Source organism: Prosthecodimorpha staleyi (assembly GCF_018729455.1).
GTDB classification, from domain to species: Bacteria; Pseudomonadota; Alphaproteobacteria; order Rhizobiales; family Ancalomicrobiaceae; genus Prosthecodimorpha; species Prosthecodimorpha staleyi.
Map to the genome: position 1 here is coordinate 254,066 of NZ_JAHHZF010000001.1, position 22,700 is coordinate 276,765.

Consider the following 22,700-nt stretch of genomic DNA (forward strand, 5'->3'; position numbering starts at 1 on the left):
CCCGGAAGTCTGTCTAGGCGGTGGCGGAAGCCGGCAGCCCCCGCGCGCCGCGGTTGCAGTCAGAACCGGCCGGCCAGCGCATTGGACGCCTGCCGGACGGAATTGTCGACCTGGCGCAGGCGCTCCAGCACGGCCTCGGCGCCTTGCGCATAGAGCCCGATCACATAGTGGCCGCCCTTGCGTCGCGTCAGCACCGTATAGCGCGCCGCAGCCGGCGCCCCGGTCTGTTCGCAGCCCGTGAAGATATGGGCCACTTCCGCCCGTCCGGTCGGTGCCGGCAGGTTGCCGGACGCATATTGCCCCGCGCAGGTGCGCGCATCGTTGGCCACGATTCGCTCGGTGATGCCGCGCGGATCGGCTTCCGGCACGATTCGAACCGTTCCCATGACGCCGTCGTCGGTGGCGAAGATCGCATCGGCCCCGCGGTGCTTTTCCGGCGCATCCGATGGCGGCATGACACGATAGTCCGACACCCCGGCGCCGGCCATCAGGCTGGCCAGGAACACGGTCGATTCCGAGCGCATTTCGATCGAGGCGGCCTCGCTGCCGGCCGGCTGGGACCCCGGCGGCGCCGCACCGGCGGCCGCAACCCCCGGCCCGCCGCCTGCGGAGACCGTTCCGGTCGATGCCACGGTTCCGGCCGTCGCGCCGCTCACCGACGCGACCCCACCCGGCGCCGCCGGCGCACCGCCCGCGCCCTGCCCGTTGGCAGGCTGTCCCGGCGACGGCGGCGTCAGCGGCCTGAACTCGGCGGTCGGACCCTCCGGCGGTCGGGGCGGAGCCGGCCGCGGCGTCGGTGCCCCCGGCAGGGCCGTGCCCGGGGCACCGGCCAGACCTTGCGCGGTGCGGGCGGGCTCGTAGCGCGTCACGCAGCGCAGCAGCCAGGCGAGGCCTTCGGCCGTGCCGTCGAGACGGAAATTGTAGGTGTCGCGCCCGATGCCGATCCGCAGCAGCAGCCCGCGCCGAAACAGATCGAACAGCCCGCTGTCGTCCTTGAGCTGGATCGCCATCATGCTCGGCGACACCGCCTTGGCGGTCGCCACGACCGGCTCGAACTCGTCGATCACCAGGTTGACGCGCGCCATCTGGCCCGGCGGCAGCTGCCAGGCCGGGTTGAGCAGCGCCATGGCCCAGTCGTAACGGCGGTCGATCGCGAAGCGCAGGGTGGTGCCGCTCTGATAGGCGACCGACATGCTGCAATGCGAGAATTCGCCGGTCTGATCGCTCGCATGCGCGACCGCCGTCCAATTGGCGATCCGCGCCGTTTCGAGCGTGGCCGCCGCGGCGGGACCGCCCGCGGACACCAGGGAGACGGCAGCGGCCGCGAGCATGCCCGGGCGCATCCACCGGAATTTCCGACGCATCAGATCGGTCTCCTTGACCTACAAGCGTCCAAAATGGGCGAGCCGTCCGCGCAAATCAAGCATGCCGCACCGCGGCGGCCGGTTCGCCATTGGGGGCAGCCGGTTAGGCCGCCGTCAGGTGGCGGGTCCGTCCAGGGCGGCCCGAATCGCCGCGACCACGCGGGGATCCTCGGGTTCGACATGGGACGGGAAGGCCCGGTCGAGGCGGCCATCGCGGCTAACGAGATATTTGTGGAAATTCCAGCGCGGCTCCGATGCCGGTCCGAGCACGGTGGACGCCCAGCGGTAGAACGGATGGGCACCGGCGCCGCGCACGACCGACTTCGCGGCGAGCGGGAAGGTCACCCCGAAGGTGCCGCCGCAGAAGCCGCGAATGTCCGCATCCGTGCCCGGCTCCTGGCCGCCGAAATCGTTCGACGGCACGCCGATCACCACGAGACCGGCCGAACCATGCGCCTCGTAGAGCGCCTGCAGACCCCGATATTGCGAGGTGTAGCCGCAGCGCGAGGCGGTGTTGACGATCAGCAGCACCTTACCGCGGAACGCATCGAGCGGCAGGGGCGATCCGTCCGACGCCGTGAAGGCGAAGCGCCAGGCGTTGCCGGTCTCGACCGGTCCGGCCGCGCGGGCGGCGGTCACGGCCGCCACCGGGACCAGCGCCGCGGTCGCAGCCGCGACGGTCGAGACGGCGAAGGTGCGGCGGCTGATGGACATGACTGGCGTCTCCGGCTGCGGGCCGCCGGGTCTACGGCGGCCGATCGCCGCCGGATCATAGCCGCCGCGGCCTTCCCCCGCCATCCGCGTGCGTCCGGCGCGCGGCGTGCGGCCGCCGGCCGATCCGGTGCGATCCTGGCCGAGCGCCCGCCCGCGACGGTCAGGCGACCTTTGCGGCGCTCAGCTCTGCGAAGGTCTCGCCGTCGGCCGACAGGGCCCCGGCCAGTTCGAGGAACAGCTTGGCCGGCAGCGGCGGCGCGAAGACATAGCCCTGCGCGGCGGTGACGCCCTTCTCGCGCAGCTTCTCGATCTGCTCCTCGCGCTCGACGCCCTCCGCGACGATGCCCATGCCGAGCGAATTGGCCAGTTCGACCAGAACGTCGATGATCGTCGAGGCGCCGAGATCGGCCCCCATGGCGTCGATGAACATCTTGTCGATCTTGATGATGTCGATGCCGAGCTGCTGCAGGTAGGCGAGCCCGCCATGGCCGGTACCGGTATCGTCGAGCGCGACCCGGCAGCCGAGCACGTGCATTTCCGCGATGATCCGGCGCGCGCGCTCGATATCGCGCAACGGGTAGCGCTCGGTCACCTCGAAGACCAGCTGGTCGTAGCCGATCGGCCCGTCGGCATAGATCGCGATGATGTCGTCGATGATCCGGCGGTCGTCGAAATGACCGGCGAACAGGTTGATCGACAGTTTCAGGTCCGTCCGGCGCCGGAACAGCGGGCCGAGATCGATGACCGACTGGCGCATCAGCTGGCGCGTCATCTCGAAGACATGGCCGGAGGTCTCGGCATAGGGCATGAAGCGGCCGGGCGAGACCACCGTACCGTCGGCATGCTGCCAGCGCGCGAGCAGTTCGCAGCCCTCGATCTGGCCGCTCTCGATATTCATGACCGGCTGGTAATAGGGAATGAATTCGCCGTTCTTGATCGCCAGGAAGATCTCGTCGTCGACCTGCTTCTCGGGCCGGCGCGTGACCCAGGCGGTCAGGCCGAACAGGACCAGGCAGACCGCGACCGCCCCGACCGTCAGCGTCAGGTCGAGCGCCCGCACGATCGGATAGAAGACGGAGATCGGGGCCTGCACGACGACTTCCAGCGGGAAGATGTCCGAGCGGGAGCGTACCGAGACCAGACCGCCCGGAGCGCCGCCATCCGCCTGGCCGAGGCGCATCCAGGTCTTGGAGCCGTCGACGATCACCTCGACCGAGCGCTGCTCGCGCATGAAGCTCGGCCCGGGATCGATGTCGAGTGCCGCCGGGGCGACTTCGGCGATCAGCCGCGCGCCGCTCGCGCTGCGCCATCCGACCACCATCGAGCCCTGGATGTTCTGGCCCTTCGGCACCGAGGTGACCATGATGGTCACCTGCCGTTCGTCATCCTCTGCGGGTCCGAGCAGGGCGGCGGGTCGGGCCGGCGGCGGCGGCTCGAGGCACATCGCATAGCCGTTGCGGTCGACGAGGCCCATCCGACGAACGAAATCCGCCTGGGCGACCTTTTCGGCGAAATCGATGCGGTCGGCCTCCAGGCAGGCATGACGGGAGGCGCGGTCGAGATCGCGCAGGAGCGTGATGGCTTCCGACAGGGCCCGCTCGGCGCGCGAAAGATAGCGCCCCGCCACCGATTCCACCTCCGCCCCGCCGATCGAGGCGTAGTGAGCCTTCAGGATCAGCTTGCCGAGCACGAGCGGCGCCACCGCCACGATGACGGCCAGAACATACGGAAGGAGACCGACGAAGGCGGACTTACGCAAGACCTGGTACCCGGGGTTCGGCGTCGCGCGCCGTCGTTCCCGTGTCGGCCGACACTTGACCAGGATTTTGCCCGAAGACCGTAAACGCGCCCTGAACGAGCCCGGCGATGGCGACGATCGCGGGCCGGACGACCGGCCGCCGCGCGCCGCCGTTCGCACCCGGCATGCTCGCCATGCCGTGGCGTCCCGGCGCGTTTGGTCCTAGTCTTGGCGAAAACGCGATGCGAGGCAGGCCATGTCCATTTCCGTTTCAACCGCGGCGGCATCCGCCGCACCGGCTCCGGCCGCAGCCGCGATCCTGCGCGAACGGCTGGACGACGGCGTGCTGCGCCTGACGCTCGACCATGCCGAGCGCCGCAACGCCCTGTCGGAGGCCATGATGGCGGCCCTGCAGGAAGCACTCGATCGCGCCGCCGCCGATCCCGCCGTCCGGGTCGTCGTCATCGGCCATACCGGCCCGGCCTTCTCGGCCGGCCACGACCTGAAGGAACTGACCGCGCGGCGTGCCGACGCCGATCGCGGCCGCGCCTATTTCGAGACGGTGATGAAGACCTGCGCGCGGCTGATGACCAGCGTGGTGCGCCTGCCGAAGCCGGTGATCGCGGAGATCTCCGGCCTCGCCACGGCGGCCGGCTGCCAGCTGGTCGCCTCCTGCGATCTGGCGGTGGCCGGCGAAGGCGCCCGCTTCGCCACGCCCGGCGTGCATATCGGCCTGTTCTGCTCGACCCCGATGGTCGCCCTGTCGCGCAACCTCGCGCCCAAGCATGCCATGGAAATGCTGTTGACCGGCGAAACCGTCGACGCGGCCACCGCGCTGCGCTTCGGCCTCGTCAACCGGGTCGTCCCGCCGGCCGAACTGACCGCGGAGACCGGCCGGCTCGCCGCGACCATCGCGGCGAAGTCGCCCGCCACGCTGAAGATCGGCAAGGAGGCCTTCTATCGGCAGGTCGAGATGGACCTCGACGCCGCCTATGCCTATGCGGCCGGCGTGATGGTCGACAACATGCTGATCCGGGATGCCGAGGAGGGCATCGGCGCCTTCATCGAGAAGCGCCCGCCGCAATGGCGGGGGGCCTAGGCCATGGCGGCGTCGACCTTCGCCGGCCTGTGGCGGCTGCTGTTCGGCGCCGCCGCCGTCTTCGCGGTTCTGGCCATCGCCGGCGGGATCGTCTCGACCGGCAGCTGGCCGGCCTGGACCTTCGCGCTGGCGCTGCTCTTCGCCGTCGCCGGCGCCGCCAGCCTGACGGTGCGTGCCACGCTCGCCGCCCGCCGTGCCATCGACGACCTGATCGACGACGACACCCCTCCGACCGGGCCACCCGGCCCCAAAACCGGACCGCGCTGATCCCATGAATCACGACGCCTATGACGATGCCTATATCCGCGACATCCTGGAATCGGTCCGCTCGATCGCGGTCGTCGGCGCCTCGAACAACAATGTCCGGCCGTCCTATTTCGTGCAGAAATACCTGATCTCGAAGGGCTACGAGGTCTGGCCGATCAATCCGGGCCTGGCCGGCAAGGACATCCTCGGCCGCCCGGTCCATGCCAGCCTTGCCGAGCTGAATCAGCCGGTCGACATGGTCGACATCTTCCGCGCCGGCGAGCATGCCGTGCCGATCGTCGAGGAGGCGATCCGCATCGGCGCCAAGGTGATCTGGATGCAGCTCTCCGTCCGCAACGACGAGGCGGCGGCGCTGGCCGAGGCCGCCGGCCTCAGGGTGGTGATGAACCGCTGCCCGAAGATCGAGTATGGCCGGCTGTGCGGCGAGATCTCCTGGATCGGCGTCAATTCGCGCACCATCTCGTCGAAGAAGCCGGCCCGCTCCGGCGGCTTCCAGCATCTCGGCCTGCGCCGCCCGCCCGGCGTCGTCTGAACCGTCCCGGCGTCGGGTCCGGCCGTCCCCTCCGGCCGCCCACGGCGTCACCGCAGGTCGCCACCGCGCCTCGGACCGGCCCGGTTGGCGCCGTCGCGCGGCAGCCGCCATCCGGGGAATGGTTTTCCTGCCCGGTGCCCTCGGACGCAATGGCCGTGATTTGACGCTTCCGCCGCCTTCGGCCACAAAGACGGTCCCTCCGGCCGGATCCAAGCCCGGCCCCAGAAGACGATCGTCAAGAGGAGCGTCCCATGTCCGATCGCCAGCCCGGCTTCGCGACCCTCGCCGTCCATGCCGGCGCGCAGCCCGACCCGACCACCGGCGCCCGCGCGACGCCGATCTACCAGACGACGTCCTTCGTCTTCGACGATGTCGACCATGCCGCCTCGCTGTTCGGGCTGCAGGCCTTCGGCAACATCTATACCCGCATCGGCAACCCGACCTGCGCGGTCGTCGAGGAGCGCGTCGCCGCGCTCGAGGGCGGCACGGCGGCGCTGGCGGTCGCCTCCGGCCATGCCGCGCAGGTGCTCGCGCTGCACGCGCTGATGACGCCCGGCGACGAACTGATCGCCTCCAACAAGCTCTATGGCGGCTCGATCAACCAGTTCAACCACTCGTTCAAGAGCTTCGGCTGGAACGTGAAATGGGCCGACGCGACCGATCCGTCGTCCTTCGAGCGCGCCGTCACCGAAAAGACCAAGGCGATCTTCATTGAGAGCCTGGCCAATCCGGGCGGCATCGTCACCGACATCGCGGCGATCGCGGCGGTCGCGCGCAAGGCGGGCGTGCCGCTGATCGTCGACAACACGCTGGCCACCCCCTATCTGTGCCAGCCGATCCAGCACGGCGCCGACATCGTCGTGCATTCGCTGACCAAGTTCATGGGCGGCCACGGCAATTCGATCGGCGGCATCATCGTCGACGGCGGCTCGTTCGACTGGCGCGCCTCCGACAAGTATCCGATGCTGTCGGCCCCGCGTCCGGAATACCAGGGCATGATCCTCGCCGAGACCTTCGGCAACTTCGCCTTCGCGATCGCGGTCCGCGTGCTCGGCCTGCGCGACCTCGGCCCGGCCCTGTCGCCGTTCAACGCCTTCATGATCCTGACCGGCATGGAGACGCTGCCGCTGCGCATGGAGAAGCACTGCGCCAACGCCAAGCGCGTCGCCGAATGGCTGAAGGCTCGGCCGGACGTGTCCTGGGTCTCCTATGCCGGCCTGCCGGACGATCCGAGCCATGCGCTGGCCCAGAAATACCTGCCGCGCGGCGCCGGCGCCGTCTTCACCTTCGGCCTCAAGGGCGGCTACGAGGCGGGCGTCAAGCTGGTCTCCAACGTCAAGCTGTTCTCGCACCTGGCCAATGTCGGCGACACCCGCTCGCTGATCATCCACCCGGCCTCGACGACCCACCGCCAGCTCTCCGACGCCCAGAAGACCACCGCCGGCGCCGGCCCCGACACGGTCCGCCTGTCGATCGGCATCGAGGACATCGAAGACCTGCTCGCCGACCTCGACCAGGCCCTGTCGGCCTGACGGCAGGTTTCAGCCGCACACCATGATGTGGGCCGGAGCGATCCGGCCCATTTCTTTTGAACGGACACGGATCAGCGGGAAGGTCCGGAAAGAGCGGGTGCGGTGGCCGATCCTGTGGCCCGATCGCACGCGGGAGATACGGATGCAGGCTTTGGCTGAAATGCTCGGCGGCCGAGTGGCTTCGGAGAAAGGCCATCCAGAGCTGACCGCACCTCTTGGGCACATCCGCGCCACATACCGCCCGGTCGCGATCCTGCTCTACGGCAGCCGTGCGCGTGGCGACGCGACGACAGTCAGCGACTGGGATCTCAAGGTCATCGTGCCGGACGATGCACCAGATCACGTGTTCTCAACGTTGCTCGCATGGAAGACGCAAGAGGGATCGGGCGTCTATGCCGACATCTCCTGTGCGCGCCTGTCGGACTTCGTCGCCGGCCTCAATGTCCCCAACACAGCCGCCAACCTGATGGCGGACGAGGCCGTTCTGCTTGAAATCAGCCGTGCCGATCCATCCGCGCCGAGATGATCGATCCGTTCGGCGGCATGAAAGAGTGGCGACCCCGGCGTGACTCGAACACGCAACCACTCGCTTAGAAGGCGAGTGCTCTATCCGGTTGAGCTACGGGGCCGTGCCCGGCCGGTGGGCCGGGGAATCCTGCAATGCGGAACGGTGGATGGAACGGTGGATCCGGGCAGGCCCGTCCCCGCCCCGATCATTCGGGTCAGTGCGTCCAGTGGCCGATGCGGCCGAACTTGAAATTGTCGGAATAGGACATGGTCTTCGGCTTGCGCTCGTGCGGCTCCTGCACGGTGTAGGGGATGCCGTTCTTCTCGCAATAGGCGACGGCATCTTCCTTTTCGGCGAAAAACAGCTTCAGCTGGCTGCGCATGTCGGAGGACGAGGTCCAGCCCATCAGCGGCTCGGTCGAGCGCGCGGCCTCGGGCTCGTAGTCCAGGCACCAGCGCTTGGTCTTGGCCTGGCCCGACTGCATGGCGTTCTTCGCCGGCTTGTAGATGCGCGCAACCATCGTTCGTGCTCCGTCAGACCGCCGGACCCGCCGCGGCGTCCGGCCGAAGGCCGTCGTCGACCGGCTTCCCGTGTCCGCCCGGTTAGCGGGTTCCGCCGCCGCGCGCAATGCCATCCGGCATCGCGGGACATCGAAGGCGCCGCCTGCGCCGGACCGGCCGGAGGGCTCCAGCCTGCGTGCCGGACACTAGTCGCCCGATTGCCGCAGTGCAAGACGCATCGGCCGCGCCGGTCGCGGCACCGGGTTGACTTATGGTGGTGCGTTCCGCTCATTTTCGGTTCCGCATCTGGACCCGCCATGTCGTTTCGCAAGCAGCTGAAGACCCTCCGGAAATCGACCCTTCGCGCCCTCGCCGCGGCGCGCCGGGAGACCCTTCGGCGCGGCGCGCTCGCCAAGGGGGATGCCTACGAATTGGTGACCGATCCGGGCGCCGCCTGGCCCGGATACGCGGCCCTGCCCGCCGTTGCGGACGATGCCGCCGGGCACTCGATATCCTGCGTAATGGTCTCGCGCGGCTTCCCTGACATCATCGGCGGCGCGCTCGCCAGTTTCGCGGCCCAAGACCATGCCCGGCGCGAACTCGTGGTGGTCGTCCCCGAACCTCAGATCGATGCGGTGCGCCGGTCGGCCGCCGCGCAGGCGGTCGAGGCGCGAATCATCGCCGCACCGGACGGCGCGACGCTCGGCGAATTGCGCAATTTCGCCATTGCCCGCTCGGACGGCGAGATCGTCTGCCAATGGGATGACGACGACATCTACGCCCATGACCGCCTGCGCCTGACAGCGGCCGCCCTTGTGCGATCGCAAAAGGCCGCCGCGATGCTCAACCGGGTGACCTTCTGGTGGCCGGCGCGCCGGACGATCGCGATCAGCCGGCCGCGCCATTGGGAGGGCACCATCACGGCTTGGCGCAAAGCCATCCCGATCTATCCGGCCTTGGCGCGCGGCGAGGACACCTTCGTGACCCACGGCATCCTGCGCTATGGCGGCATCGCCAAGCTCGACGCGCCTGAGCTCTATGTCTACCGGGTGACGGGCCGGAACACCTGGGACGCGCCGCATTTCGAGAAGATCCTGAAGGCCTGCACCGGGCTTTCGACCGGCGTCGAGCATGACCGTCGCGTGGAGCGCCTCGCCGGCCGCGTCGGCCATCACCTCCGCACGCACGGAAGCCCCGCCGCCTGACGGCGACGGGGTCCCATTTCACATTGCGGACACTGGCATCCGCCTGATGCCGATGTCTCAGTCGATGACTTCGATGACGCGGCGGGTGCGCGGCTCGATCAGCAGGACTTCATTCTGGTAGACGACGTAGCGATAGCTGCGCAGTTCCGGCATTTCGGTCACGACGCTGCCGGGGATGTCCCAGAGATCGACGGACTCGGGCAGGATCTCGCCTTGACGGGCATTGATCTTGACCTTGATCTCGCTCTGCGAGCGCAACTCGCGCTTGATCATCGAGAACTTCGAACGGTCGATCACGAGGCGGGCGGCGCCGGTGGCGGGACCGCCGCCGCTGCGATCGACGACTTCGACGATCTGGAAGGTCGACGGTTCAACGATGATGATCTCGTCGTCAACCACGAAATACTGGTAGCCACGATACTCGGGCACCAGCGAAATCACGGTCGTCGGCACTTCATACAGTTGGATGGAGCCGCGCGGCACCACGGTGCCGACATTGATCTTGAACTTGATCTTGGTCTTGTCGACCGGACGCGCACGCTCCACCAGGGTCGAGGTGATCTTGACCTTCTCTTCACCCCTCAGCTTGAAGGTGAGCTTGGCACCGGAGCGATCGTTGTCCGAACCGGCCTGACGGTTGGCCTTGTTGTTGTCGTTGCGGTCATCGCTGGCGTTGTTGGTCCGGTCGCGGCCGTTGCGATCCTTTCCATCCTTCTTCAGGTTGTCGTTATCGACGCCGTCACTGGCCGAATTGCGCTGCCGATTGCCGCCGTTGTCGTCGTCATTCTTCGCGCCCGCCGTGTTTCGACGGTCCTTTTCGCCGGTCTTGCCGCGACCTTCATCGTTCTCCGCCGCGCCGCGTCGCTTGTTCCCCTTGTTCTCGTCGTCCTTCATCTCCGAGCGATTGTCCTTCACATCGCCGCCGGTACCGGTCGCGCCGGGACGAATCTGTCCGGGAGCGGTTCCCGACCTGCCGGGCGCCGTCGAGTTGGCTTCGCCGCGGTTCTGGCCGGGGGCGGATTCCGAACGACCCGGCTTGTTGGTGTTCGCCGGCGGCTTGTTCTGGCCCGGGGCAGCGTCGGAGCGGCCGGCGCCGTTGGGGGACGACTGAGTTTCGGTCTGGCCGCTCATCGGCTTGCGCTGGTCGGTCTGGGCCGAAGCCGTGGCGATTCCGGTCACCAGCACGGCAATGGCGGTTCCAGTCAACAAAAGGTTGCGCATCGTATTCTCCTTGTGATCATGAGACACGACGCTGGGGGATGTGCACGGATAGTGCGGCATACAACTACAATTATATCATGCAGCTACATCAGCCTTCGCCCGGCGCCGTCTGCCCCATCAACGTTATCGATGCGGTAAGGTTCCGGATTGTTTTTATCCGGCTGACTATCGATGACTGAATTACATGATTTTCAAGGAAATATACTAAGGCTTGGCTATAGGGCTGACAGTTTATATGCCTTTGCTCCATGCAACCGTGTGGAGCACCCGTCGCAGTCCCGGCTGCACGCGCAGTTGCCTGGACGGCATCGAGCGCTATGGCGGCATCGCCATGCTCGACGCGCCCGAGCGCTACGTCTACCGGGTCACCGGCCGCAACACTGGGGATCAGCCGCATTTCGAACGGATTCTGAAGGGCTGTACCGATATCCGCACCGGTCCCGATCACGATCGCCGGATCGAAGCCCTCAGCCGTCGCGTCGGCCCGCAGCTGGCGCAAGGGGCACCGACCGGGGAGCCGAGCGTTCCGCCGCCCCCCCCTGATCCCGGGCCGCGCGGAATGCGCCGGGGACCCTGGCCTCAGACCACCTCGATGCGGCAGATCGGCGGCCGGTCGATGTTTCGGCACCACATCCCGGGTGCCGACCCGGGCCGCCTCGAGCAGTCTTGCCCCGACTCGGTCGCGCCGTTATGTCTCGACGCAAGGCTCGACCCGCGCCTCCCCCCTCCTGCCGGGGAAGTATCCGACATACGGGGTACAGGAATCGTCGGACCGTCCGTTCGGGCCATCGCATGAGGAGGGGTTGCGTATCCGGCTCGCACTGGAGCTGTTCCGATGAAGCCGAAGACACCCATTCCCCATTTGAAGCACCGCGCCAAGCGCATGGCGCGACGCGAGACGATCCCCCTGCACGAAGCCCTGGACCGCGTCGCACGCGCCGAGGGTTTCCCGCGCTGGAGCCTGCTTTCGGCGCGGCATGCGGCCGAGACGCCGCCGACGGCCCTGCTGCCGCACCTCGCCGATGGCGATCTCCTGCTTCTGGGCGCACGTCCGGGCCAAGGCAAAACGCTTCTGGGGCTCCAGCTCCTGCTCGACGCCGCCCGCGCGGGCCGAAGCGCGGTCTTCTTCACGCTCGAATATTCCATCCGCGAAGCGCGGCAGCGGATTCAATCGCTCGATCGGAGCGAATCGGGCTGGGCTGACAAGCTGGAGATTGTGGCTTCCGACGCGATCTGTGCGGATTTCATCATCCGCCATCTGTCGGGGGCGCCCCGCGGAACCGTCGCCATCATAGACTATCTGCAAATCCTCGATCAGCAGCGCAGCAAGCCTGCGCTTGCCGACCAGGTTCGCGCCCTGCGCGACTTTGCGGCCGAAACCGGGATCGTCCTGGGCTTCATCTCGCAGATCGACCGAGGTTTCGACCCGACCCAGAAGCCCCTGCCGGACATCACAGACATTCGGCTGCCGAATCCGGTCAGCATGCAGCACTTCACCAAAGCCTGCTTCCTGCACGGCGGCGACATCAGCCTGCAGACGATCGCCTGAACCGACACACGGCCATGGCCCGCTTGGCGGCCGATCCCGGCCACCAGGCGCGACGGCAGCCGGCCCGGGGTGAGCGACCGGCGGACCGAACCGCCGGACGCATCGATCCGCTCCGAGGTCGGCGCTCAGATCATGTCGCCGGAATCCGTCATCGCATCGGAACGCGGCTCGGCCTCGACCGGGGCCGCCGGTTCCGGGCGTGCGGTGGCGGCCGACGCGGCGGCGTCGGTGCGCGGCGCGGTCCGGTCGGCCCAGTCGAATTCGGGGCCGCACAGCGCCACGAACTTCAGGGTCGTCTGGCCGACCCGGATCTCGTCGCCGTGATGGATCGCACGCGTTTCGGACAGAAGCTGGCCGTTGACGCGGACCAGTTCTTTCTGCTTGCCGTCCTCGATGTAGAAGGCACGCTCCTCATTGTCGTAGACGATGAAGGCATGCCCGCGCCGGGCGAAGGCCGGATCGCCGAAATTGATCGGGATCATCTGCTCCGGGTCCGACCCGAGCGCGTTGCGGCCCGAGAAGACCTCGCGGGAGGCGCCGCGGCCGGGTCCCTTGATGACCACGACCCAGCCGACGACCGGCTCGGCCGGCGCCTGACTGAGGGTGACGGCGGGCTTCTCCGGCACCGCAAGCGGCGTGCGCTCGGCCGCGGCGGCCGCCGCGTAGCGCGGTTCGGCCGCCGGCGGTGGCGGCGGCTGATAGGCGGGCGGCGGAGGCGTATAGACCGGCGGCGGCGGCGCGGCGACGGACGGCCGCACCGGCACGACCGGGGCCGGCGGCGGCTGCCAGGACGGCATGTCGACCGGTGGCGCCGTCTCGCGCGAGGCCGAGCCCGGGAAGGTGTCGGCCGGGGCGGGCGGCGCCGACGCGGCCATGAAGGGCGACGGCGGCACCGGCGGCAGCGGGGCCGGGCTGGGCGTCGGCGTGAAGGTCGGCGGCGGGACCGGCGACGCGAAGGGCTCCGGCTCGGACGGATGCGGGCTGATCGTCTGCGGCACGACCGGATGCACCGGAGGCGCGCCGGCGGGGGGCAGTACCCGTCCGACCGGCGTTCCGGGCGGCGTCAGTCGCGGCCTCACAGCGACGCGCGTCGCCTCCGGATCGTCGGACGCGCGCGCCGGCTCGGCGGGCGAGCGGGGGCTGACCGAGACCGGCGCCGGTCCGGCCAGCAGCGGTGCGGACCCCACCGTGAGCGGCAGGGACTTGGGTCCGGGACGCTGCACGATCCGGGTCGGTTCGTTGTCCTGGTCCTGATCGGACATGCTGTTGCCTCCTGATTGGGTCCGGCCGTCTGCCCGTCACCACCCACGACGAGATCGGCCGATGAATGCACGTGCCTATTCCAAGGATCGCGGTTGGCGCCCCACCCCGGCCGACCGCCCCGCAGGCCCTGCCCGCTCGGCGCTGGCTGCGCCGTCACGGATAGAGGAAGCGGAACTTGACCTCCCCGAGTTCCACCGTGTCGCCGTCGGCGAGCACGGATTTCAGCGACATCTCGCCATTCACCAGAACCCCGTTGGAATGTTCCAGGTCCTTGGAAACATCCGAGATCACGAACCGGCCCGACGCCAGATCGCGCGTCAATATGGCGTGATAACGGTGGACGCTCCGGTTCTCGAAACGGATGTCGTTTTCCGAATGGCGGCCGATGCGAACCGCCGTGGCTTTGACGGGTACGCGCGTCCGATTCTGATCGGCCAGTTCCAGCCAGGCCAGGATCGGCTTGCGCCGCTTGCGCCGCACCGCCAGCCAGGCGACCCCGGCGGCGATCAGCAAGGCACCGGCCGGCAGGCCGATCACCAGGGTCGGACGCTGGCGCCATTCCGCCGAGAACCAGTCGGCGAGATTGTCGAGACCCGAACGGTCCATCAGCCCCGGCAATTCGGTCGAGCCGGGCTGCGGGCGCGTACCGGCCCCCGGCGACGGGCTCCCGGCCGGCGTATTGGTGCCGGTGGCCGGACCCGGCGCGGCACGCGGCGCCGGTGCGGGCGGCGGCGGATTGGCCGGCGTTCCGGAGCCGGCCGGAACGTCGGCGAAGAAGGCGCCGGTGACCGCCCGCCCATTCTCGAATTCGAGCGTCAGCAGGTAGCGTCCGCGCGGATCGACCCGGTTGAGCGGGAAGGTCGCGGTGCCGCCGGAGCCGACGAACTGGGCAAATCGGGTGACCGCGGCATCCTCGAGCCGGCCGCTCTGGCTGCCGACATCGAAGAACAGCCCGCCGGTATCCTCGGCCAGACGCCGCAAGGCCGCGATTTCCGGCCCGGGCGCATCCGGGCGCTCGCGGAAGGCCACCGTCACCGCCACCACCTTCGCGTCGCGCAGCGCCTTGACCACGTCGTCGCGGCCATAGGCGCGATCCTCGGGCTTGCCGTCGGACGCGAGCAGCAGCACCAGGCGTTCGGACTGTGCGAGCGTCAGCTGGCGCAACGCATCGATCAGCAGCCGTCCGGAATCGCCGATCGTGCCGTCGGCGCGCATGCCCGTGGTCGCCCGCGCCACTTCCTCGCGGCTGGCCCCGATCGGCACCAGGGTCTCGTAGCGGTCGGCCAGTTGGCCGACGCCGAAGCGGTTGTTCGGGCCGGCGACGCGCGCCGCCTCGATCAGGCGGGCCGCATCGCCAGACGCCAGGCTGACCACCCGCTGCCGGCGGCGGTCGCCTCGATCGATCACCGCCAACACCGAGGACGCCTTGCCGACCGAGGTGAAGGACAGGAAATTCGCTTCGGCAACCCCGGTGGCGCCTTCCTTCTGATAGCGGACATGCATCACCCGGCCGCCCGCGATCGCGCCGGTCTCGCAGATGGCATGCGGCGCGTTGTCGAGCGTGGCGACGATGCAGCGCGGCTGGAAGCTGGTCGCATCCTGCGCCCCGGCCGCGCCGGCAAGCGCCAGGAAGCCCAAGGCCAGGGCGGCGAGCGCCCGCAAAGGTCCTGCGGCGGTCAAGGCGTGCCTCTCCTCTTGGTTCCCGGACGGTCCGGCGCCGTCAGGGCGCGATGCGGACTGTGCCGCGACGCGAGACTAGAACAGTTGCCGATTCCCGCGAAATCGGCCGCTCCGCGCGGCAGTATCCGACGCTCTCCGGCCCCCTGCGCGCGCGCCCTCATGCCAGCGCCCTGATGATCATGGCCAGGCTCGAAACGACGATCCATGCCGCCGCAACCGTCTTGACCCAGAGCGGCCCCATCGCGGTCGCTGCCCAATGCGCCAGGACGCCGCCGGCGATGCCGCCCGGGATGGCCGCCAGCGCGAGATCCCAGACGATCCGGCCGAACCCCAGATTGACCACCGTGCCGGCGCCGACCGTTGCGGCCGAGACGATCACGGAGGCCGCCACCGCGGCATAGACCGGGAATTTCCGGAAGATCAGGTAGACGACCAGGAACTCGCCGATGCCGAAGCCGAAGAAGGCGGAGACGTAGCCGCCGGCGACGCCGATCAGGAGGAACATGTAGAGGTCGAAGCGCTCCGGCCGCTGCCGCGTCGCCTCGACCCGCCGGAAGGCCCAGGCGAAGATCAGGAGCGTGACGCCGAGCGCCAGTGCGAAGATCACGAAGGCGGTCTGCAGTGTGCGGTCGGTCAGCTGGACGTTGGACTGCGTGATCAGAATGGTCGGCAGCGCGGTGGCGAGGGTCGCGAAGACGATCGAGATCAGGTCGTTGCCGGGGATGCGCATGGCCGCGGCCGGCCCATTCGGCCCGTAGAGCCGGGCGACCCAGCCGAAGGCCGCGCAGGCCATGGCGAAGGCCTGTATGAAGACGGCGGTCGCCACGCCCTGCTGAAACGTGATGCGGATCTGCCCCATGTCGCGCAGGAAGTCGAAAACCGGCACCAGCACCAGACCCGAACCGGCGCCGGTCGCTCCCGAGACCAGTCCGGCGAAGAAGCCTGCCGGCAGGACGCCCGGCGCCAGCCGGGCAAGGCCGCCGAGGCCGAGTCCCACGGCGCTCAGCTGCCACAGCAGCGCCGCCGCGAATGCCAGCACCACGAGCCCCTGCCCGCTCCACATCCATCGGCTCGTGCTCCGGCCCGGCGCGCTCATGGGGCAATCAGTCGATCACCGGGAAACGACCGAACTGGCCGCCCCGGTAGCGCCAACGGACCATGAAGATTTGCAGCCCCGCGAGGAGCGCGATCAGCATGGGGACGAAGACCAGCCCAAAATGCGCGGCGGCTTCTGCGAGCGTGAGGCTCGGCACCTGGCAGACCGGCACCTGGCGCGCCGGATCGAGGCGCGACTGCAGGCAGGCCGGCAGGTAGGGGAGCCAGTCGAGCCGCATGGCCGCATAGACGGCCAGGAACTCCATCACGGAGAAGAAGGCGAAGAAGGCGAAAGGCCAGTCCTGATCCCAGCGGAACCGCTGCATCTGGAAATAGACCGGCTCCAGCACCAGGCCGAGCGCGAACAGCGTGGCGATGAACCAGCACGGCTCGGCGGCCGGCGGCCAGGACCAGCCGGAGGCGCGGAATGCGATCGCCAGCGTGACCGGCAGGCCGATCAGCAGATAGAGGGCGAGGCGCGTCTGCAGGCGCCCGAAGAGGGTCGGCGTCATGCGATCGGCCTCCTCGCCGGTGCGGCGCCGGCTGTCGTCCCGCTCAAGGCTTCGCCCCCGCCGTCCATTTCAGCCACTGCACGAAGGAGCGCAAGGGGCCCATCCTCCTCAGGCCCGGCGCGCGGGCCGCGGCGAGGTGGTCGGTGCTCCGCAGCGCGGCATATTGCAGGCCGAGAAAGCTGTCGACCGCCGCATAGGGGCCGTTCTGGGTAACGACGCCGGCGGCGTAGACCCGGCCGGGGCCGTTGCGCAGCGCCGCGATCTCGAACTGGTTGGTCACGGCGATGCCGGCGAGACGCTGGTCCGGCCCGCTGCCGGTCGCCTTGTTGCGCGGCGGGTTGTAGCGCGCCAGCAGGTCCTTGAGGAAGGGCGAGGAGGTCACGTCGGCAATCAGGCCGGTGCAGTCGATGACATAGTCGGCGACCAGGTCGAGCGTCTCGGAAAAGGGCCCCTTGGCGACGATCTCGGTGACCACCTTGTCGTTCTTCAGCCGCATCTTCTTCACTTCGCCGAAATAGATGCGGTACCAGCCCTCGCGCTTGCCGGCCGACAGGATGGCCATCCAGTCGGCGCGTTCGGCGGTCGTCGTCCCGCCCCAGGCGGACAGGAGTTCGACCCGCTTCTCCGGCGCCGCCGCCTCCAGGAGCCGGCGATACTCGCCGCCCCAGCAGGCCTTCGGCCAGTTGAACGGCTGCATCTCGACATCGTAGCCGACCGCCCGGCGGGCGAGATCGAACGCGGCCCCCGCCTCGACCGGCCCGCGCATCAGATGCAGCACGCCGATCTGCTTGTTGCGCTGGCGCGTCTCGTGGAGCCGCTGCAGGACGCGCGAGGCGACGATGCCGCGGCCGCGCACCACCACCGTGCCGCCGCGCTCGGCCAGCGCCCGGTAGATGCCCTCATGCTCCTCATAGGCGTTGACGACCCGGTTGGAGCCGCGGTTCTGACGCTTGAAGGACTGCAGGTCGTCGAGATAGCGCGTGGTCGGATAGCCGGTCGCCAATTGCACCACGCGGGCGAGAAAATAGCGGTCGCGGTCGCTGTCGCCGGCCTGGTCGGCGGGGATCTTGTAGGCCAGCACGTAGCGGCCGTCATCCGTCTTGCGCAGCGCGATGGCACGGCCGAAGGTCAGCATTTGCCGCCAGCCGATGCGCAGCTCCTCGCGATCGAGCGCGGCATAGACGTCGTCGGCGCGCGGCGTATAGGTCTCCGCCAGAGTCGGCTCGCCGAACACCTTCAGGATGTGCCGGAAGCCGCGGATGTCGCCGCCCTTGACCTCGCGCCAGGTCTCGCGCAGCGCGTAGCCGGGAAAGCCCCAGAGATTGTCGGGCGTCGAGATCGAGTTGGAGCGGATGCGCTCGCGGCCCGGAATCTGCGAATTCTCGCAATATTCCTTCCATTTTTCGTAGCAGCTCGCGGTCACCCCGATGACGCGGATGCGGTCCTGCGGCACGCCCCAGATGCGCAGATGGTCGACCCAGACGAAGGAACCGATGCCGCCGCCGACGGCCAGATAGTCGGTCTCCCCGGCGAGCTTGCCGCTGGCGACGATTTCGGCGACCGGCACCGTGTCGCGCGCGAACAGCCGGCCGGGAAATTCCGATTCGAGCCACGGCACCGGGTCGGCCGTGCCGGCGCGCGGCACCGGCGCGGTGCGTTCGTCGTCGGTCTCGACCGCCGGCGCCTCCTCGGCGAAGTCGCCCGGCTCGTAGACCAGCGTGAAGATGCCGACCACCAAGGGCACGCCGGCGAGCCATTCGTACCAGTGCTTGCCGAGCGGCGTCTCACCGAGCCTGGTGCCGTTGGTCGAGCCCGAATCGGTCACGAACAGCCGGCCGCCCGACAGCCGGACCGCGGCGTGGCGGCGCGAGACCGAGCCGTCGACGAGCGGAATCTCGACCTTCGCCTGTTCGCGGCCGATCTGGTACTCGCCCTCGTCGGCGAGGCGAAACCGGGCGAGCGTCCTTCCGCCGGCGTCGCGGACCTGGATCTCGATCGGCATCATGGCTCAGGTCTTCCCGCGCACGATGCGGGTGGCGCCGAACAGACGGGTGCCGCAGAGGCGGCAATTGTCGCCGCGGTCGTACTCGTTCAGCACCTGGCAGGTCGGATTCTCGCAGACGATGGCCGGCTGGCCGACCGGATGCACCTCGAAACGGTGGTCGCCGAGCTCGATCGTATCGAGCGGCTGCAGGTAGAGTGCGTCCTGCTGCACGAAGCCGCGATCGAGATAGACCTGCAGGCGCTCGGGGTTGGACAGGACCGCAAAGGTCGGCTCGCTCTCGTCGTAGTAGAAGATCAGCGCCAGCTTGTCGGCCAGCCGGGTCGCGTCGATGCGCGCCAGATTGGCGACCTGCTCGATCGCCAGCCGATGGCCGTCGCCATAGGCGAGCAGCGCGCCGCCCGGGACCAGCGGGAATTCACCGCGCGGGCGCAGGTCGGCGCGGTCGACGGCCAATACCATCAGTTGCGCCGGCTCCAGAACCTTCAGCTCGAAATCGAAGATGCGGAAGCTGTCGCCGGTCTCCAGCGGCACCCGCTCGCTCGCCTTCAGCGAACGGCCGCGATAGTGCGTGGCATTCTGGTTCAGCGCGCGATTGATCAGGACCGGCTTGCCGTCCTCCTCGCCGATCTCGACATGCAGCCGCGAGATGGCCCGATTCTCGGGGTCGAGTTGGATGTCGCAGGTCGCACCGCGCCCGATCCGCACCGGCAGCATGTAGCCGCGGCGCATGGTTTCGGCAGTGCGGTGATTGACGACTTCGATGGCGACCGTGGGCATCGGATCACTATGGCGCGATTGGGGATTTTCCGTCAGTGTGCACGCCGCCGAGGGGCTGTCAAGGCGCACAATATTGGTGTCTGCCCCAATTGCGGCCATATTATATTCACCCCCTCATGGTGACAGCCTGAATAGGCCGTTCATCCTCCAGTCATCTGCTGGGCATTCGCCGGCCGACCGCAGCCGATAGACTTTACGGGCAGCGGAGAGATGGGCCGGATCGAACGATTTATTCGTTCTTGAGGGGCAGAGGAATCATCGATCGCCGATCTGCGATACGATCACGACTTCGCGATATTGCCCGCGCGCCGATCCCATCTCCCCGCAACGCCGCTTCCCGGGTGCTGCGACTCGAATTCTCCACCGGCGCGGAGCCCCTTGCCCGCCGCCGACCCCGCCCGCCGCCCCGGCATGCCCGCCGCCGGCACGCCGTCCGCCCCGGTCGACCCGGCACCCTCCCGGTCGGCCTCATGCCGCCGCTTCGTTCGCCGCGCGGTCAACGCGCTCCCCGAAGGCGCTGCACCTCAACCGCTGCCGGCCGCTGCGGCACCGATAGGCCGCCCCGCCCCCGCCCCGGCTCCGGCTGCCGCGGACCGGTTCCGCGCCCGCCCGGTGCAATGCCGGCAAACGGAATAAGCCCCCGATCGCGGCCGGTTTCGCCGCTCCGACCCGGCCCTCGGGGCCAGCCGGCTGGGGACGACGCCGAGAAACGCGCATCCCCTGCATCGGGACGCTTGAAATGCCCGAGCCCCGGTGTTACCACACCCCCGCTTCGCCGCACCCGGCCCCGCGCCGGCCCGCAAGCGCCCGGTTCTCCAAGGAGAATCGTCCGCAAGGGAAAGGCCGAGCCCGTTGGGGGATAGTTCAACGGTAGAACAGCGGACTCTGACTCCGTTAATCTTGGTTCGAATCCAGGTCCCCCAGCCACTTCATTGAAATTGTTAGATTTCAGAAACTTAACTTGGGTTGCATGCCTCATTTCGTACCTTAGTTTGTATTTCAAACCGGCTATTTCATCAGGTCTCAGTTTTTGCTCGCTCTGTGATCTTGATAGCGGATCGGCATTGAGCCTCCGTCTGCGCCTTCGAGGACTGTGGTGCGGCGAAAAGGTAGAGTACCCGGCGCAGAATTGCGCGGCCGATTAAATCCGAGCGTCTTCGCTCATTCCCCCTCCGAATGCGCGCGCCGCATCAGGCTACGATACCGAGGTTGGCCAACGTCGCTCTGTTCGCCATCGATCGGACGCAGTTCAGGACGAGTGTTTAACGGCTACCAGGTTCGAACGTAGATAGTAGGTCGTCGGCAATGTCGAGGCGAGTTACGCGGCCGTAGTCGTCAAGAAAATAGGAGCCCACCCCATAAAAATAATCATTCAGCCAACTCACGCAGTGCGCTGCGGGATGGCGAAATCAAGAAGGTCACCTGGATGACTTTCCGTGATGTGTTGACGTCTTGTCGGATCCCGTTTCCCCTTACCCTCATCTCCAAGAGATGCGTCAACAAAGTAAAGATTAAAAATCTTAATACCCCGATATGACCGGATACCTACCGCGCGCCCCTTTCTGCTTCGCCTTTCGTGGGGTGGCGGAGTTGCGGCTTGGCTCCATACCAAAAAACTCCCTTTGTCTGACTCTCAGTTTATCCAACGCATCCGGGCCGAACGAGTGTCTAAAAAGCGCTCTAACAACTGCATACGGAGCATCCGCCAGAAATTTCTCGATTTCGTCGAAATTAGACGCGCAAGCGTATGCAGATTTATAGCCTATCGCCATATCCTGCACCCTTTGTATTATCTGGAAGAAGGTGATTTTTTGTTTTAAAAGAAAGTCAACATTGGAGTAATCATTAATTCGATTTCGTATTTTCTCAATCTGAGTTGAAGTTATAACGAGGCTATAATCATCCGATCGCTTGCGACGTAGCTCTAAACCTAAAAATTCAACCGGGCAGAAAGGATCGGCAATCGAGGTCTTCGATTCGCTCCGACCAAGTTCTGGCAATGAAAGTCCGATCGCGGAAAGTATCGATGTAGCATGTTCGTGGGCGGCCCTGCACTCCACCTCCGTGCTACATAGCACAATGAAGTCGTCTGCATAGCGGACCATTTTGAACCCAAGCCTAGTCATCTCTTCGTCGAATTCACGCAATACGAAGTTTGCGAGCACGGGCGAGAGTGGCATTCCCTGTCGAATCCCGATGCCTTTTTTTATCCCACAGCTAGCGAGTATTCTGGCCGTCCTGCTATCGGCTTCCTTGCACTCACAACCAATAGCGTCAGCAAGGAGGAGGTCTAAACTTCTTACTCTCAAAGCCTTAGAAAGATTTTCTGTCAACTCCGCCCGTCGCACGTTGTCAAAAAAAGAACTTATGTCTGATTTGTACGCCCACGGGAAGGAATTTCGGAGCTTAACAGCCCTGTCTCTGGCAGCCGAAGCGCCCCTGCCTTTAATAAATCCGAAGCTCACCTCGTTGTTGATCCTAAGGCGCGGAAGCTCTGCGAGATATCTACAGAGAATTCGTTGGACAATTCGATCCTGAACTGTAGGAATACAAATAACTCGCCATTTGCCATTCGGTTTTGAAACAAATGCTGGCTTAAGAGCCGTGAATCTATAGGTATCTCGGATGTCAGCGCAAAGCCGATTTAAGTAAACAGTCTTATTTTTCTCAAAGTCCTGGACAGTGATGCCATCTACCCCCGACGACTGCTGGGAGCGCGCTTCACTGTAAAAGCTTTTCCACGCTTCTATGACAGATTGCTTTGAAAATAAACGCTCAAGAGTCGAGCTTGACATTTAAGTGCAGTCCGCCGCCCGTGCTGAATTGCCCCCACCGGGCGGCCATTGCAAGATCGGCGTCGTGGCCTAAGCCTCGCCGCCCCAACACCCTCTGCGAACGTGTCGCACAAGATGTCATCTCCAGCTCGATGCCATGTTTCGGAGAACGCTCAGTAGAGCATTCGCCAACACCGACTGAAGTATCGCCAACACGCAGCCAGACCAAGACGCCCGTGCCCTGCGAGTTGCCCACGGCAAGTCGAAATTCCGCAGTCTCACTGTACAGCAAAATAGCCGACACTGCAAGCATTACTGCAGATCCCGCCCACCGGGAGAGGTCGCCCCGATCCGGCGCGCTTTTG

Annotated in this window: 19 protein-coding genes and 2 tRNA genes; 8 read left to right on the forward strand and 13 right to left on the reverse strand. The window is 67.1% G+C overall.

Annotation, left to right across the window (positions count from 1 at the left end; translation table 11 throughout):
* Positions 1-59: 59 nt before the first annotated feature.
* The 3 genes from KL771_RS01055 to KL771_RS01065 form a co-directional block, all read right to left on the reverse strand.
* A complete protein-coding gene (locus tag KL771_RS01055) occupies positions 60-1,364 on the reverse strand; it encodes a hypothetical protein (RefSeq protein WP_261966712.1) in 1,305 nt (434 codons plus the stop codon).
* A gap of 114 nt (positions 1,365-1,478) precedes the next feature.
* Positions 1,479-2,078: a glutathione peroxidase gene (locus KL771_RS01060; protein ID WP_261966713.1), complete on the reverse strand. Its 600-nt coding sequence runs from the start codon at positions 2,076-2,078 to the stop codon at positions 1,479-1,481.
* A gap of 160 nt (positions 2,079-2,238) precedes the next feature.
* The gene (locus KL771_RS01065) at positions 2,239-3,837 is read right to left on the reverse strand and encodes an EAL domain-containing protein (protein ID WP_261966714.1); all 1,599 of its coding nucleotides are present in this window, start codon (positions 3,835-3,837) and stop codon (positions 2,239-2,241) included.
* A gap of 235 nt (positions 3,838-4,072) precedes the next feature.
* On the opposite strand from KL771_RS01065, the gene KL771_RS01070 reads away from it, so the two are divergent.
* The 5 genes from KL771_RS01070 (at position 4,073) to KL771_RS01090 (ending at position 7,772) form a co-directional block, all read left to right on the forward strand.
* Positions 4,073-4,915, forward strand: a complete 843-nt coding sequence (locus KL771_RS01070; RefSeq protein ID WP_261966715.1) for an enoyl-CoA hydratase — start codon at positions 4,073-4,075, stop codon at positions 4,913-4,915.
* Between the two features lie 3 nt (positions 4,916-4,918).
* A complete protein-coding gene (locus tag KL771_RS01075) occupies positions 4,919-5,182 on the forward strand; it encodes a hypothetical protein (protein WP_261966716.1) in 264 nt (87 codons plus the stop codon).
* Positions 5,183-5,186: 4 nt separating this feature from the next.
* A complete protein-coding gene (locus KL771_RS01080; protein WP_261966717.1) occupies positions 5,187-5,714 on the forward strand; it encodes a CoA-binding protein in 528 nt (175 codons plus the stop codon).
* Between the two features lie 251 nt (positions 5,715-5,965).
* Positions 5,966-7,246, forward strand: coding sequence for an O-acetylhomoserine aminocarboxypropyltransferase (locus tag KL771_RS01085; protein WP_261966718.1), 1,281 nt, complete (start codon positions 5,966-5,968; stop codon positions 7,244-7,246).
* Between the two features lie 142 nt (positions 7,247-7,388).
* Entirely contained in the window at positions 7,389-7,772 is a 384-nt protein-coding gene (locus KL771_RS01090; RefSeq protein WP_261966719.1) for a nucleotidyltransferase domain-containing protein, read from the forward strand.
* Between the two features lie 26 nt (positions 7,773-7,798).
* Here KL771_RS01090 and KL771_RS01095 read toward each other — a convergent pair.
* A tRNA-Arg gene (locus KL771_RS01095) sits at positions 7,799-7,875 on the reverse strand.
* A 93-nt stretch (positions 7,876-7,968) separates the two neighbouring features.
* Positions 7,969-8,274: an ETC complex I subunit gene (locus tag KL771_RS01100; RefSeq protein ID WP_261966720.1), complete on the reverse strand. Its 306-nt coding sequence runs from the start codon at positions 8,272-8,274 to the stop codon at positions 7,969-7,971.
* 297 nt (positions 8,275-8,571) lie between these two features.
* Here KL771_RS01100 and KL771_RS01105 point away from each other — a divergent pair, with 297 nt between their 5' ends.
* Positions 8,572-9,459 (forward strand): glycosyltransferase, encoded by an 888-nt coding sequence (locus tag KL771_RS01105; RefSeq protein WP_261966721.1) that lies wholly within the window; start codon positions 8,572-8,574, stop codon positions 9,457-9,459.
* A 57-nt stretch (positions 9,460-9,516) separates the two neighbouring features.
* Here KL771_RS01105 and KL771_RS01110 read toward each other — a convergent pair whose 3' ends face one another.
* Positions 9,517-10,680, reverse strand: a complete 1,164-nt coding sequence (locus KL771_RS01110) for a DUF1236 domain-containing protein (protein ID WP_261966722.1) — start codon at positions 10,678-10,680, stop codon at positions 9,517-9,519.
* Between the two features lie 835 nt (positions 10,681-11,515).
* Here KL771_RS01110 and KL771_RS01115 point away from each other — a divergent pair.
* A complete protein-coding gene (locus KL771_RS01115) occupies positions 11,516-12,229 on the forward strand; it encodes a DNA helicase (RefSeq protein WP_261966723.1) in 714 nt (237 codons plus the stop codon).
* A 125-nt stretch (positions 12,230-12,354) separates the two neighbouring features.
* On the opposite strand, the gene KL771_RS01120 is transcribed toward KL771_RS01115, so the two are convergent.
* The 6 genes from KL771_RS01120 to KL771_RS01145 form a co-directional block, all read right to left on the reverse strand.
* Positions 12,355-13,491 (reverse strand): FHA domain-containing protein, encoded by a 1,137-nt coding sequence (locus tag KL771_RS01120; protein WP_261966724.1) that lies wholly within the window; start codon positions 13,489-13,491, stop codon positions 12,355-12,357.
* 154 nt (positions 13,492-13,645) lie between these two features.
* Positions 13,646-15,172: an FHA domain-containing protein gene (locus tag KL771_RS01125; protein WP_261966725.1), complete on the reverse strand. Its 1,527-nt coding sequence runs from the start codon at positions 15,170-15,172 to the stop codon at positions 13,646-13,648.
* A 157-nt stretch (positions 15,173-15,329) separates the two neighbouring features.
* The gene (locus tag KL771_RS01130; protein ID WP_261966726.1) at positions 15,330-16,235 is read right to left on the reverse strand and encodes a sulfite exporter TauE/SafE family protein; all 906 of its coding nucleotides are present in this window, start codon (positions 16,233-16,235) and stop codon (positions 15,330-15,332) included.
* Positions 16,236-16,275: 40 nt separating this feature from the next.
* On the reverse strand, positions 16,276-16,779 hold the full coding sequence (locus tag KL771_RS01135) for a hypothetical protein (RefSeq protein ID WP_261966727.1): 504 nt from the start codon (positions 16,777-16,779) through the stop codon (positions 16,276-16,278).
* Positions 16,780-16,822: 43 nt separating this feature from the next.
* Complete coding sequence (locus KL771_RS01140; protein ID WP_261966728.1) at positions 16,823-18,784, reverse strand: FHA domain-containing protein; 1,962 nt, start codon at positions 18,782-18,784, stop codon at positions 16,823-16,825.
* Positions 18,785-18,787: 3 nt separating this feature from the next.
* A complete protein-coding gene (locus tag KL771_RS01145; RefSeq protein WP_261966729.1) occupies positions 18,788-19,561 on the reverse strand; it encodes an FHA domain-containing protein in 774 nt (257 codons plus the stop codon).
* Positions 19,562-20,414: 853 nt separating this feature from the next.
* Here KL771_RS01145 and KL771_RS01150 point away from each other — a divergent pair.
* Positions 20,415-20,488: transfer RNA gene (locus KL771_RS01150), tRNA-Gln, on the forward strand.
* A 593-nt stretch (positions 20,489-21,081) separates the two neighbouring features.
* On the opposite strand, the gene KL771_RS01155 is transcribed toward KL771_RS01150, so the two are convergent.
* Positions 21,082-22,356 carry a reverse transcriptase domain-containing protein gene (locus KL771_RS01155; RefSeq protein WP_261966730.1) on the reverse strand — a complete coding sequence of 425 codons (1,275 nt, stop codon included), beginning with the start codon at positions 22,354-22,356 and terminating at the stop codon, positions 21,082-21,084.
* Positions 22,357-22,700 lie beyond the last annotated feature (344 nt).

What these genes read in the sequence shown, in the direction of transcription:
- KL771_RS01055 (WP_261966712.1), bottom strand. Translation starts at nt 1,364, where the DNA reads ATGCGTCGGAAATTCCGGTGGATGCGCCCGGGCATGCTCGCGGCCGCT.
- KL771_RS01060 (WP_261966713.1), bottom strand. Translation starts at nt 2,078, where the DNA reads ATGTCCATCAGCCGCCGCACCTTCGCCGTCTCGACCGTCGCGGCTGCG.
- KL771_RS01070 (WP_261966715.1), top strand. Translation starts at nt 4,073, where the DNA reads ATGTCCATTTCCGTTTCAACCGCGGCGGCATCCGCCGCACCGGCTCCG.
- KL771_RS01075 (WP_261966716.1), top strand. Translation starts at nt 4,919, where the DNA reads ATGGCGGCGTCGACCTTCGCCGGCCTGTGGCGGCTGCTGTTCGGCGCC.
- KL771_RS01080 (WP_261966717.1), top strand. Translation starts at nt 5,187, where the DNA reads ATGAATCACGACGCCTATGACGATGCCTATATCCGCGACATCCTGGAA.
- KL771_RS01085 (WP_261966718.1), top strand. Translation starts at nt 5,966, where the DNA reads ATGTCCGATCGCCAGCCCGGCTTCGCGACCCTCGCCGTCCATGCCGGC.
- KL771_RS01090 (WP_261966719.1), top strand. Translation starts at nt 7,389, where the DNA reads ATGCAGGCTTTGGCTGAAATGCTCGGCGGCCGAGTGGCTTCGGAGAAA.
- KL771_RS01100 (WP_261966720.1), bottom strand. Translation starts at nt 8,274, where the DNA reads ATGGTTGCGCGCATCTACAAGCCGGCGAAGAACGCCATGCAGTCGGGC.
- KL771_RS01105 (WP_261966721.1), top strand. Translation starts at nt 8,572, where the DNA reads ATGTCGTTTCGCAAGCAGCTGAAGACCCTCCGGAAATCGACCCTTCGC.
- KL771_RS01110 (WP_261966722.1), bottom strand. Translation starts at nt 10,680, where the DNA reads ATGCGCAACCTTTTGTTGACTGGAACCGCCATTGCCGTGCTGGTGACC.
- KL771_RS01115 (WP_261966723.1), top strand. Translation starts at nt 11,516, where the DNA reads ATGAAGCCGAAGACACCCATTCCCCATTTGAAGCACCGCGCCAAGCGC.
- KL771_RS01120 (WP_261966724.1), bottom strand. Translation starts at nt 13,491, where the DNA reads ATGTCCGATCAGGACCAGGACAACGAACCGACCCGGATCGTGCAGCGT.
- KL771_RS01130 (WP_261966726.1), bottom strand. Translation starts at nt 16,235, where the DNA reads ATGTGGAGCGGGCAGGGGCTCGTGGTGCTGGCATTCGCGGCGGCGCTG.
- KL771_RS01135 (WP_261966727.1), bottom strand. Translation starts at nt 16,779, where the DNA reads ATGACGCCGACCCTCTTCGGGCGCCTGCAGACGCGCCTCGCCCTCTAT.
- KL771_RS01140 (WP_261966728.1), bottom strand. Translation starts at nt 18,784, where the DNA reads ATGATGCCGATCGAGATCCAGGTCCGCGACGCCGGCGGAAGGACGCTC.
- KL771_RS01145 (WP_261966729.1), bottom strand. Translation starts at nt 19,561, where the DNA reads ATGCCCACGGTCGCCATCGAAGTCGTCAATCACCGCACTGCCGAAACC.
- KL771_RS01155 (WP_261966730.1), bottom strand. Translation starts at nt 22,356, where the DNA reads ATGTCAAGCTCGACTCTTGAGCGTTTATTTTCAAAGCAATCTGTCATA.